Source organism: Microbacterium sp. Beta, from assembly GCF_005502545.1.
Lineage (GTDB): Bacteria > Actinomycetota > Actinomycetes > Actinomycetales > Microbacteriaceae > Microbacterium > Microbacterium oxydans.
In genome coordinates this window covers 72,140-84,066 of sequence record NZ_SCOG01000002.1, presented here as the reverse complement: position 1 = coordinate 84,066, position 11,927 = coordinate 72,140, and the positions used below count along the sequence as shown (strand labels likewise).

The window sequence follows — 11,927 nt, the reverse complement described above, 5'->3', positions numbered from 1 at the left end:
TGGGATCCTCTCAGACGGCGGGGCGGCCGCTCTCGGCACCACGGAGAGCGGCGACCGCCGCGAGCGCGGCAGCACCGCACATCGCGACGATGACGGCGACGAACCAGCCCCAGGTCGTCGCACCGAACACGAGACCGAGCAGCCACCCGAACACGCTCGACCCGGCGTAGTAGGCGAAGTAGTACAGCGAGGATGCCTGTGCCCTGCTGGCGGGGTCGGCCGCGACGGGCGTCCACCCCGAGGCGATGGCGTGCGCGCCGAAGAACCCGGCGGTGAACAGCACGAGCCCGGCCAGGACGACGCCGGCCACCGGAAGCAGCAGCAGTGCGGCACCCACGGCCATCACTCCGATCGAGGAGAGCAGGACCGGGAATCGCCCGGCCCGCGAGGCGAGCGCCCCGGCCCACGGCGACGACACCGTGCCGGCCAGGTATGCCAGGAACAGCAGGGTGACCAGCCAGGCGGGAAGGAGGAACGGTGCGGCCGAGAGATGGAACCCGAGGTAGTTGTACACCGCGACGAAGGCACCCATCAGCAGGAATCCCTGCGCGTACAGGGCCCACTGCAGAGGTGAACGCAGAGGCGCCAGGAGCTTCGCCAGGATGCCGGGCCCTCGATCGGTGCGCAGACGACCGGGGACGAATCCCCTGGCGCGGGGTGTGAGCCAGAGGAACAGAACGGCGGCGAGCGCGCACATGACCGCGACCGAGAGGATGCCGGTCCGCCAGCCTCCCACTTCCCCGATGATCCCCGAGACGATGCGCCCGAGCAGTCCACCGACCGTGGTCCCGGCGATGTAGCTCCCCGCGGCAGCGGCGGTATGACGTACTTCGACCTCTTCGCTGAGATAGGCCAGTGCCACTGCGGGTACGGCCCCCAGCGCCATCCCCTCCGCGAATCGCAGGACCAGCAGCGCGGCGATCTCTCCGCTCAGCGGAGCGACGAGGCCGAGTCCCGTGGCGGTGAGCACCCCGGTGGCCATGGCAGGCACGCGACCGATGCGATCGGCCACCATCGACCAGGGGATGACGGCCAGCGCCAAGCCGAGCGTGGCAGCCGACACGCTCAGCGCAGCCGTGGCCGGTGTGACCGAGAGCTCGGCCGAGATCTGCGGCAGCACGGCCTGCGCCGAATACAGCTGGGCGAAAGTCGCGACCCCGGCGAAGAACAGACCGACGAGGAGCCGGCGGTACTCGCGTGATCCCGGGGTGTGACCCGCGAACGTCACCGTGAGCTGATCCGCTGCCAGAGGGCGTCGGCCTGCTCGATCGTGCTCTCCACGGTGCCCGACGTATCGATCACGACGTCGGCGATCGCGAGACGGCGGTCGTCGGATACCTGGGCGTCGATACGCTCCTGCGCTGCACCCTCACCCATGCCGCGCAGCTCGACGAGACGCTCGCGGCGCACGTCAGCCGGCGCGTGCGCGACGACGATGAGATCCCAGGGATCGTCTACCCTCGCCTCGACCAGGAGCGGCACGTCGTAGACGACCACGGCATCCGCGTCGCCGCGGACGGCCGCATCGAAGCGCCGCTGGGATTCCTCACGGACCGCGGGGTGGACGATCGCGTTGAGCTGCGCGAGGAGACCCGCATCGCCGAACACCTTCGCACCGAGCGCCGCCCTGTCGAGGGAGCCGTCCGATGAGATGACGTCGTCGCCGAAGGTCTCGGCGATCCTGACGAGCACCGTCGAACCGGGAGACTGCACATCGCGAACGATCTGATCGGCGTCGACGATGACGGCACCGTGCTCGGCCAGGCGGCGGGCGATGGTCGACTTCCCGGACGCGATACCGCCGGTGAGTGCGATGAGAGGCATGCGGTCAGTCTAGGCTTCGCCCCGGCGCGACTCATCTCGCGCGCAGCTGGCGACGGGAGCTGATCACACCGGTATCGAAGCCGGCCAGGTGAAGTCCGCCATGGAACCGCGCGTGCTCGATCTTGATGCAACGGTCCATCACCACGGACAGCCCCGCGCCCTCGGCGATCGCCGCGGCATCCTCGTTCCACGAGCCCAGCTGCAGCCACAGCGTCTGCGCGCCCGCCTCGATGGCCTCCTGTGCCACGCCGGGCAGGTCGTCGTGGCGTCGGAACACATCGACGATGTCGGGGACGACGGGCAGATCGCTCAGGGTCGCGTAGACGGGCTGCCCGAGGATCTCGGTCTCCCGCGGGTTCACCAGGTAGACGTCGTAGTTCGTGCTGGAGAGCAGGTAGGTCGCGACGAAGTAGGACGCGCGGGCGGGGTTGTTCGACGCCCCGACGATCGCGATCGACCTCGCGCGTCGCAGCAGGCCGAAGCGCTCCTGCTGGGTCGGTCCGCTCCAGGTGCGCCCCGGCGCCGCGACCGCGACGGGAGTCCCACCGGTCAGTGCACACGTCGCCGCATCGGTCACAGCCGGCAGCGCGCAGGCATCGCCCGAACTCGTCGTGCTCATCGGTTCGCTCCCGTCGCCGTGGTGAGGGCCTGGTCGAGGTCCCAGATGATGTCGTCGGCGTCTTCCAGACCGACCGAGATGCGGATGAGGTCGGGACGCACGCCCGCGGCGACCAGCTGATCCTCTGTGAGCTGCCGGTGCGTCGTCGAGGCCGGATGGATCACGAGCGTGCGCGCGTCGCCGATGTTCGCGAGGTGCGAGGCCAGTTGCAGATTCTCGATCAGGGTCTCCCCTGCCGCGCGACCGTCCGGCGCCGCGACCCCGAACGCGAAGACCGAGCCGGGACCGAGAGGCAGGTACTTGGCTGCGCGTGCGTGGTGCGGGTGTCCTTCGAGCCCGGCCCAGGTGATGTAGGCCACACGAGGGTCCGAGGCGAGCCAGTCCGCGACGACGCGGGCGTTCGCGAGGTGGGCGTCCATGCGCTGTGGAAGGGTCTCGATCCCCTGGAGGAGGTTGAACGCCGACTGCGGGCTGAGCGCGGGGCCGATGTCCCGCAGTTGCTCGGAACGGAGCTTGGTGAGGAAGCCGTACTCGCCGAAGTTGTCCCACCACTTGATGCCGCCGTACGACTCGACGGGTTCGGTCATCTGCGGGAACTTGCCGTTGCCCCAGTCGAAAGCGCCCTTCTCGATGACGACGCCGCCGAGGGTGGTGCCGTGTCCTCCGAGGAACTTCGTCACGGAGTGGATGACGATGTCGGCGCCGTGCTCGAGCGGACGGGCGAGGTAGGGCGTGGCGAGCGTCGCGTCGACCACGAGCGGGACACCGGCCGCGTGGGCGATCTCGGCGAGCCCTTCGATGTCGGCGATCTCCCCGGAGGGGTTGCCGATCATCTCGACGTAGACCACCTTCGTCTCCGGACGGATCGCGGCGGCGAAGTCCTCGGGATCGGTCGAGGCGACGAACGTGGTCTCGACCCCGAAGCGACGCAGCGTGACGTCGAGCTGCGTGACCGTGCCACCGTAGAGCTGGGCGGCGGCGACGACATGATCGCCTGCTCCGACCAGGGCCGCGAACGTGATGAACTCCGCGCTCATCCCGGAAGCCGTCGCGACGGCGCCGATTCCACCCTCCAGCGATGCGAGGCGCTCTTCGAGAGCCGCGACCGTCGGGTTTCCGATACGCGAGTAGATGTTGCCGTACTTCTGCAGGGCGAACAGGTTGCCGGCATCCGCGGCGTCGTCGAAGACGAACGAGGTGGTCTGGTAGATCGGCACCGCCCTGGCCCCGGTGGCGGCATCCGGCGTTCCCCCCGCATGGAGGGCTCTGGTGCGGAATCCGAAGCGGTGTTCTTCGGTCATGATGTCCTCGATTCAGAAGCGGAGTTCAAGAGCGCAGTTCCGCTGTGGAGAGCACGTCGGCGATGTCCGCGACGGCCCAGGGATTCTGCAACGACGTCGTGTCACCGAGCTGCAGGGCCTCGCGACCCTGCCTTCGTGCCTGCTCGGCCTCCCAGAGCTGCGCCAGGAGCCGGCGCATGATCTTGCCGGACCGGGTCTTGGGCAGGTCGGGGACCACGACGATGTGCTTCGGCTTGGCGACGGGACCGATCGACCGGGCCACCTGAGCGCGGAGGTCGGCCGGCGTCACCTCGGCCCGCCCCGAAGCCGTCACGAACGCGACGACGGCCTGACCGGTGACGGGATCGGAGACCCCGGCTGAACCGGCTTCGCCGACGGTGTCGTGAGCGACGAGGGCCGACTCGATCTCGATGGTGGAGAGTCGGTGACCCGAGACGTTGACGACGTCATCGAGTCGCCCGAGGATCCAGATGTACCCGTCGATGTCGACGGTCGCCCCGTCGCCGGCGACGTAGAAGCCGCCGAACTCTCCCCGACCGGCGTAGGCCGACCAGTACGAGTCGCGATAGCGCTCCGGATCACCCCAGACGGTGCGGGCCATGCCCGGCCAGGGTCGGCGCACGACGAGCGTCCCCGAACGTCCCGGTTCGACCGGATGCCCCTCGGCATCGACCACCGCGGCATCGATCCCCGGGAGCGGCACCGAGGCCGAGCCCGGCTTGAGGCGCGTGACGCCCGGCAGCGGGGCGATCATCGCGGCACCGGTCTCGGACTGCCACCAGGTGTCGATCACCGGCAGCGCATCCCGGCCGAAGTTCTTCCGGAACCATACCCACGCCGCGGGGTTGATCGCCTCGCCCACCGTACCGAGCAGACGGAGCGTCGAGAGGTCGTGGCCCCCAGGGAGATCGGCGCCGAACCAGGTCATGAAGGTACGGATCAGCGTGGGCGCCGTGTAGTAGACGGTCACGCCGTAGCGCTCGATGATCTCGAGGTGTCGCTCCCGGTGCGGCGAGTCCGGCGTGCCTTCGTAGATGACCTGGGTCAGCCCGTTCGACAGCGGACCGTAGATCTCGTAGGTGTGCGCGGTCACCCAGGCCAGATCGGCCGTGCACCAGTGCACGTCGTCGGGCTTCGCGTCGAAATGCGCCCAGTGCGCCCAGCTCGCCTGCGTGAGGTACCCGCCCGACGTGTGGACGAGTCCCTTCGGCTTCCCGGTGGTGCCGGACGTGTAGATGATGAAGAGAGGATGCTCGGCGTCGAACGCCGGGGCGTCGTGCGCCGGCGATGCCGTGTCGACCACCTCGTGCCACCAGACGTCCCGACCTTCGGTCCACGACACCTGCTGGCCCGTGCGTCGGAACACAAGCACATGCTCGAGGTCGGGGAGGTCCGCGGCCGCCGCATCGGCCGTCGACTTCACCTCGGTGGCGGTGCCGCGTCGGAACTGTCCGTCGCTCGTGACCAGCAGCTTCGCTCCGGTGTCCTCGAGGCGGAAGCGCACGGCCTCCGCGGAGAATCCCCCGAACACCAGGGAGTGCACGGCTCCGATCCGGGCACAGGCGAGCGTGATGACGATCGTCTCCACGAGCACGGGCAGGTAGATCACCACACGATCACCCGGCTCGATGCCGAGCGCCACGAGAGCATTCGCGGCGCGTGCGACCCGCTGCTGCAGATCGGAGTACGTCACCGCGATGCGGTCGCCCGGCTCCCCTTCGAAGTACAGCGCCACCTTGGCTCCCCGACCGGCATCGACGTGCCGGTCCACGCAGTTGACGGCCACGTTGATCCGCCCTCCGACGAACCAGCGCGCGGCGGGAACCGCATCTCCAATCGGAGGCTCCCACTCGTGCGCGGTGTCCCACGGCTTCGCCCAGTCGAGGCGTCGAGCAGCGTCCTCCCAGAACGCGACGGGATCCGCTGCCGCGCGCGCATAGGCCTCACCGGAGACGTTCGCCTCCGGGAAGTCGTTCGACGGCGCGTAGACGCGTGTCTCCTGCAGCCGGGCCTCGGTCACGCTCACACCCACCGTCGCAGCAGGTACTTCTCTGCCAGGGCGAGGACTCCGTTGGTCACCGTACCGAGCAGTGCCAGCAGCACGATCGAGAGCAGGATCCGATCGACACGGCCACTGTTCTGGGAGTCGGTCAGCAGGAAGCCGAGGCCCATCGAGGAAGCGATGAGCTCTGCGGCCACCAGGAACAGCCACGCCTGTGCGAGCGCGAGGCGGAGCCCGGACACGACGGACGGTACGACCGCGGGCAGCTGCACGATGCGGAACAGTGACCATCCGCGCAGGCTGAACGAGCGCCCGGCCTCGACGAGCTGCGGATCCACGTGTCGGAGCGCCGAGGCGACGGTCGTGTAGACGGGGAAGAACGCTCCGATCGCGATCAGCGTGACCTTCGACTCCTCACCGATCTGCATCCAGAGGATGAGCAGCGGCACCCAGGCCAACGAGGGCACAGCCCTCACGGCGGCGAGCGTCGGGCTCAGCAGCACGTCCCCGAGCCGTGACAGGCCCACCACACCGGCCGCGGCGAGTCCGATCACCGAGCCGATCGCGAATCCGAGCAGTACGCGCTGCACCGAGATGGCGATGTGCGTCCAGAGCTGCCCGGTCTCGGCCAGCTCGATGCCTGCCTGGAGGACCGAGACGGGTGTGGGCAGACGGTAGGGCGGGACGAGTCCGTTCGTCGTCACCACCTGCCAGACGATCAGGATGATCGCCGGTAGCAGCAGCCCTGCCACGATCCGCACGACGGGGCGGTCCCAGGATCGTCGTGCGCCGCGGTTCGGACGTCGGAGCTCGCCCTTGGCGAAGTCGAGCGCGTCCCGCGAGTCCGCGGGCACGAGCACGCGCTGGTCGAGTTCGCTCACTCGCCACCGACCGTCTTCTCGGCGAACGTCGCGTTCACGATCGAGGACAGCGCCTTGTCCACCGACTCCTTGCCGCCCTGCACGTCGCCGGACTCGACGAGCACGGGCGCGATCTTCTCCAGGACGCCGATCTGATCGTCACCCGGGATGCCGCTCACGTCGAGGTTCGAACGCTCCTGGATCACGGTGGTGGCGACGCCGATGTCGATGCCTGCCACCTCGGCGAGGAGCGCTGCCGTCTCGTCGGGGTTCGCCAGCGCCCATTCTCGTGCGTTCTCGTACGCATCCACGACCGCTTGCGCGAGGTCGGGGTGGTTCGTGATGAAGTCCTCGGTCGCGTTCAGGAACCCGTACGTGTTGAAGTCGACGTTGCGGTAGACGAGCTTGTCGCCCGACTCCGCCTCGGCGGCTGCCATGATCGGGTCGAGGCCGGACCACGCATCCACCGAACCGCCGTCGAGGGCGGCGCGACCGTCCGCGTGCTGAAGGTTCTGCACCTCGACGTCCGACAGCGACAGGCCCCCTTCTTCGAGCGCCTGGAGCAGGAAGAAGTACGGGTCGGTCCCCTTGGTCGCGGCGACGGACTTGCCCGTGAGGTCTTCAATCGACGTGATGTCACTGTCCGGTCCGACGACGATCGCCGCCCACTCGGGCTGCGAGAAGATGTCGATGACCTGGATGGGCGAGCCGTTCGCTCGGGCCAGGAGCGCTGCGGAGCCGGCCGTCGAGCCGACGTCGACCGAACCGGACCGCAGCAGTTCGTTCGCCTTGTTCGAGCCGGCGGACTGCACCCACTCCACGGTGACGTCATCTCCGAGGATGTCCTCCAGGATGCCCTGGTCGCGGATCACCAGGCTCAACGGGTTGTATGTCGCGAAATCGATCGACAGCGTGTCGGACGACCATTCGGTCGTGCCGGATGTGGGCTTCGCGTCGGTGGCAGCAGCGTTCTCTCCGGCGACGCAGCCGGTGGCGACGAGCATCATCGTCCCCGCGATGGCGATCGCAGGGATGATTCGGCGGGTGGTGATGCTCATCGGGTCTCCTCGGCGGTGCGGTGGTGGGTGTCTACGCCGAGGCCCTCGAGGAGCTCGGCGCGCAGGTCGGCGAGACCACGATCGGCGCGGTCACGGGGACGGGCGCCTGGCACGGTGATCGTGCGGGCGATGGATGACTCGTCAGGTCGGGTCGCGCTCAGTGTGCGCAGGAGCAGGACGCGATCGGCGAGATAGAGCGCTTCCTCGACATCGTGCGTCACGAGGAGCACGGTGGTCGGCTCTGCGGCGTGGATCTTCAGCAGCAGATCGTGCATCCGCAGGCGCGTGAGCGCGTCGAGCGCCCCGAAAGGCTCATCGAGCAGCAGGACACCGGGGTTCCTGGCAAGGGCTCTGGCGAGGGATGCACGCTGCGCCATCCCGCCGGATACCTCTCGCGGTCGCTGATCGGCGGCATCGTCGAGGCCGACCAGGTGCAGAAGTTCTCGTACACGATCGCGTCCCGCGCGGCGCGCGGTGCCGCGCGGCAGGCCCAGTTCGACGTTCTGGGCGATCGTGCGCCACGGGAGCAGTCGTGGCTCCTGGAAGGCGACGGCGGTGCGGTCGTCGACTGCCGCTACGGGTGTGTCCTCGAGGCGGATGGCACCCCGTGTCGGGGAGTCCAGACCGCCGACCAGACGGAGGAGCGTCGACTTTCCGCAGCCGGAAGGCCCGACGACGGCGACGATCTCTCCGGCGGAGACCTCGAGGTCCACGCCGCGCAGGACGTCGCGGCGTCCCCGCGCGAGAGGGAAGGACCGTTCTACACCTTCGAGCCGCACTTCCTGCGCTGCACCGGCCGCCGCAGAGGCATCGGTCGTATGCGGCGCCGGCAGCAGGGTGGTCATATGCCCATGCTGGCCGAGCGCGTGGCCTGTTACGAATGCGGTCGTAATGTTGCGTCACGGGCGGGCAGCCGCGGTCCGCACATGCGAAACGGGCCGCCACACCCGCCCGAAGGCGAGGTGACGACCCGTTTCAGAATGCTGCTTAAGCGTTGCCGCCCGAGAGCTTCTCGCGCAGAGCGGCGAGAGCCTCGTCGTCGGCGAGGGTGCCGGCGCCGGCAGCCTCGCTCGTGAAGGACTGGCCGCCGAAGTCTTCGCCGGCCGCAGCCTCGGCCTCGGCCGCCTTGACGACCTGAGCCTTGTGCGCCTCCCAGCGAGCCTGGGCTGCAGCGTACTCCTGCTCCCATGCCTCGCGCTGGGCGTCGAAGCCTTCCTTCCATGCACCGGTCTCGGCGTCGAAGCCCTCCGGGTACTTGTACTCGCCGTTCTCGTCGTACTCGGCGAGCATGCCGTACAGGGCCGGGTCGAACTCGGTGCCGTTGGGGTCGACCGACTCGTTGGCCTGCTTCAGCGACAGCGAGATGCGACGACGCTCGAGGTCGATGTCGATGACCTTGACGAAGACCTCTTCGCCGACGGAGACGACCTGCTCAGCCAGCTCGACGTGCTTGCTGGAGAGCTCGGAGATGTGGACGAGGCCCTCGATGCCGTCTGCGACGCGGACGAACGCACCGAACGGAACGAGCTTGGTGACCTTACCCGGCGTGACCTGACCGATCGCGTGGGTACGGGCGAAGACCTGCCACGGGTCCTCCTGCGTCGCCTTCAGCGACAGGGAGACGCGCTCGCGGTCGAGGTCGACCTCGAGGATCTCGACGGTGACCTCCTGGCCCACCTCGACGACCTCGGAGGCGTGCTCGATGTGCTTCCAGGACAGCTCGGAGACGTGCACGAGGCCGTCCACGCCACCCAGGTCGACGAACGCACCGAAGTTGACGATCGACGAGACGACACCCTTGCGGACCTGACCCTTGTGCAGGTTGTTCAGGAACGTGGTGCGCGACTCCGACTGCGTCTGCTCGAGCAGCGCGCGGCGGCTCAGGACGACGTTGTTGCGGTTCTTGTCGAGCTCGAGGATCTTGGCCTCGATCTCCTGGCCGAGGTACGGCGTGAGGTCGCGGACGCGGCGCAGCTCGATGAGCGAGGCCGGCAGGAAGCCGCGGAGTCCGATGTCGACGATGAGTCCACCCTTGACGACCTCGATGACCGTACCGGTGACGACGCCGTCGTTCTCCTTGATCTTCTCGACGTCTCCCCAGGCACGCTCGTACTGTGCGCGCTTCTTGGAGAGGATCAGACGGCCTTCCTTGTCCTCCTTCTGGAGAACGAGGGCCTCGACCAGATCGCCGACAGCGACGACCTCGTTGGGGTCGACGTCGTGCTTGATCGAGAGCTCACGCGAGGGGATGACACCCTCGGTCTTGTAGCCGACATCGAGGAGGACCTCATCGCGGTCGATCTTGACGATCGTGCCTTCGATGATGTCGCCGTCGTTGAAGAACTTCAGGGTCTTCTCGACCGCGGCCAGGAAGTCCTCAGCAGATCCGATGTCGTTGATGGCGACCTGCTTGGTGGCCGGGGCGGTCGTTGCGGTAGTCATGTAGTGGGTTGTCCTTGTTGAATGGAGACTCGGGCTGAGAGGCAAAGACCGCGCACGGCCGACAGCATGCTTCACAGCAGTTGGATTTTGGTTTTCTCGCCACGAGGGCATGCGCATGCACGCCACGAGTGACGGTTAAGGCTATCAGAAGTTCTGATACAGCAGGAGTCGGATTCGGCGGACCGACCGACTGTGGATAACTCCCGCGGGCTCGTGGGGCTTCCGACTACCGTGACGGGGTGATCTCGCCGACTCCCGCTCCCGCCACATCCCGCCGCTTCGGCGCCTTCGCGATGGTTCTCGGCGTCATGGTCCTCGCCGGATGCACGCCGTCGCCAGCCCCGACACCCACTCCGACCGCAGTGTTCGCCTCGGAGGAAGAAGCCTTTGCCGCCGCCGAGGAGACCTACCGGGCGTTCACAGCGAGACTCAATGAGGTCGACTTGGCGAATCCAACCACCTTCGAACCCCTCTTCGAGCTGTCTAGCGGCGAGTTCGAGGCCGCCGACCGCAAGGCCTACTCAGCGATGCACGCTGACGACTTCACACTCGAGGGCGAAACCAAGATCCTCTCGTTCGAAGGCACAAGCGCCGTCGAGCCATTTCAGACGGTTAGCGCCAAAGTCTGCCTCGATGTGAGTGCGGTCACGGTCACTGACGCGGCAGGGGTTTCCCGAGTCGACCCAGGTCGCCCCAATGTCTACGGGCTAGACATCGTGTTTGTCGCCTCCAGCTCATCTTTCTTTACTATCGACTCGGCTTCAGTTGACGAGGGCGCCGCGTGCGCCGGACAGTAGCTCGCTTTCATGCCGCGCTCGGGGCAATCGCCTTGACTTGCGCATTATCTCTGTCCTCGAACGCGGACCACGAGGATCCACCCCTCGGGAGCGCCGCGATCTCTGTCGGCACCACCGAGATTGTGATCTCGGGCACCCAGACGCAACCCTCCTCCGGCACACCCCACAGCGGCTCGCCCCGAGGAGACGCTCCGCCCTCCCCCTCCGGTCCCGGACTCCCCGTGCACGAGTTCGACTTCGATTCCTGCCTCGACGACTGGAACAGCTCCCGCGGGTGCTTCCGCGCGGTGTCCGATGAGGAGCCGCCGACCGATCCCGCGCAGGACGCGACTGCCGCCCCGACCATCACCATCGACGACCTCGCACAGTTCGCGCCCGATCCCGTGGCGAATGTGGGAGAGCCCGACAACCTCGGCGTCGCCGGCATGCCCACGAACTTCGTCGCTGCAGCAGCGGTGCACACCCGCTCAGGATCGCTGTTCGGCACGGTTCTCACCGTGCGGTTCACGCCTGTCGGGTATGAGTTCGTGCACGGCGACGGCACCTCCGCGACCTCGAGCACAGGCGGACAGACCTGGTCAGTGCTCGGCCAGGCACCGTTCACGCCCACCACGACGAGTCACACCTATGACGAGCGCGGCACCTACCGGGCCCACGTCACCGTGCGCTACACCGCAGAGGTCGATCTCGGCGGGGGCTGGTTCCCGGTGACCGGGCAGCTCACGATTCCTGGTCCGGCTCGGGAGATACGCATCTTCGAAGCGCATACCGCCCTCGTGGCCCACACCTGCGAGCAGAGACCGACAGCACCGGGGTGCTGAGTCGGACCGACAGGCGCGCTATCGCACGGCAGTCACGACCGCCGCAGCGCCGTCGGCATCGACGAAGCCCTCGAGGGTCAGGACGGCGTCGTCCTCGATGCCTTCCGCAGGCACGAAGGTGATCTGCGGGACCAGGTCCATCGTGCACACCTCGTTCGCACTCGGCTCCAGTCGGATGATCCCTTCCTTCGCATTCACGGTTT

Annotated in this window: 12 protein-coding genes; 2 read left to right on the top strand and 10 right to left on the bottom strand. The window is 67.9% G+C overall.

Going from position 1 to position 11,927, the window contains the following annotated elements; genetic code table 11:
* Positions 1 to 10 precede the first annotated feature (10 nt).
* The 9 genes from FFS56_RS03135 to rpsA form a co-directional block, all read right to left on the bottom strand.
* On the bottom strand, positions 11 to 1,228 hold the full coding sequence (locus FFS56_RS03135) for an MFS transporter (protein WP_127012085.1): 1,218 nt from the start codon (positions 1,226 to 1,228) through the stop codon (positions 11 to 13).
* On the bottom strand, positions 1,225 to 1,824 hold the full coding sequence (coaE, locus tag FFS56_RS03130) for a dephospho-CoA kinase (protein WP_127012084.1): 600 nt from the start codon (positions 1,822 to 1,824) through the stop codon (positions 1,225 to 1,227). Before coaE ends, FFS56_RS03135 begins: the two co-directional genes overlap by 4 nt.
* A 31-nt stretch (positions 1,825 to 1,855) precedes the next feature.
* Positions 1,856 to 2,443, bottom strand: coding sequence for a CoA-binding protein (locus tag FFS56_RS03125; protein WP_233437400.1), 588 nt, complete (start codon positions 2,441 to 2,443; stop codon positions 1,856 to 1,858).
* On the bottom strand, positions 2,440 to 3,744 hold the full coding sequence (locus FFS56_RS03120; RefSeq protein WP_127012083.1) for an O-acetylhomoserine aminocarboxypropyltransferase/cysteine synthase family protein: 1,305 nt from the start codon (positions 3,742 to 3,744) through the stop codon (positions 2,440 to 2,442). Before FFS56_RS03120 ends, FFS56_RS03125 begins: the two co-directional genes overlap by 4 nt.
* 25 nt (positions 3,745 to 3,769) lie before the next feature.
* On the bottom strand, positions 3,770 to 5,764 hold the full coding sequence (gene acs, locus FFS56_RS03115) for an acetate--CoA ligase (RefSeq protein ID WP_233437421.1): 1,995 nt from the start codon (positions 5,762 to 5,764) through the stop codon (positions 3,770 to 3,772).
* A gap of 2 nt (positions 5,765 to 5,766) precedes the next feature.
* Positions 5,767 to 6,627 carry an ABC transporter permease gene (locus FFS56_RS03110; RefSeq protein ID WP_046749286.1) on the bottom strand — a complete coding sequence of 287 codons (861 nt, stop codon included), beginning with the start codon at positions 6,625 to 6,627 and terminating at the stop codon, positions 5,767 to 5,769.
* Positions 6,624 to 7,664, bottom strand: coding sequence for an aliphatic sulfonate ABC transporter substrate-binding protein (locus FFS56_RS03105; protein WP_127012081.1), 1,041 nt, complete (start codon positions 7,662 to 7,664; stop codon positions 6,624 to 6,626). Before FFS56_RS03105 ends, FFS56_RS03110 begins: the two co-directional genes overlap by 4 nt.
* Positions 7,661 to 8,509: an ABC transporter ATP-binding protein gene (locus FFS56_RS03100; RefSeq protein WP_046749288.1), complete on the bottom strand. Its 849-nt coding sequence runs from the start codon at positions 8,507 to 8,509 to the stop codon at positions 7,661 to 7,663. Before FFS56_RS03100 ends, FFS56_RS03105 begins: the two co-directional genes overlap by 4 nt.
* Positions 8,510 to 8,651: 142 nt before the next feature.
* Positions 8,652 to 10,106, bottom strand: a complete 1,455-nt coding sequence (rpsA, locus tag FFS56_RS03095) for a 30S ribosomal protein S1 (RefSeq protein WP_046749289.1) — start codon at positions 10,104 to 10,106, stop codon at positions 8,652 to 8,654.
* Positions 10,107 to 10,345: 239 nt separating this feature from the next.
* On the opposite strand from rpsA, the gene FFS56_RS03090 reads away from it, so the two are divergent.
* Positions 10,346 to 10,903 (top strand): hypothetical protein, encoded by a 558-nt coding sequence (locus tag FFS56_RS03090; protein WP_127012080.1) that lies wholly within the window; start codon positions 10,346 to 10,348, stop codon positions 10,901 to 10,903.
* A gap of 221 nt (positions 10,904 to 11,124) precedes the next feature.
* The gene (locus FFS56_RS03085; RefSeq protein ID WP_233437399.1) at positions 11,125 to 11,724 is read left to right on the top strand and encodes a hypothetical protein; all 600 of its coding nucleotides are present in this window, start codon (positions 11,125 to 11,127) and stop codon (positions 11,722 to 11,724) included.
* An 18-nt stretch (positions 11,725 to 11,742) separates the two neighbouring features.
* On the opposite strand, the gene FFS56_RS03080 is transcribed toward FFS56_RS03085, so the two are convergent.
* Entirely contained in the window at positions 11,743 to 11,922 is a 180-nt protein-coding gene (locus FFS56_RS03080; RefSeq protein WP_127012079.1) for a hypothetical protein, read from the bottom strand.
* Positions 11,923 to 11,927: the final 5 nt, after the last annotated feature.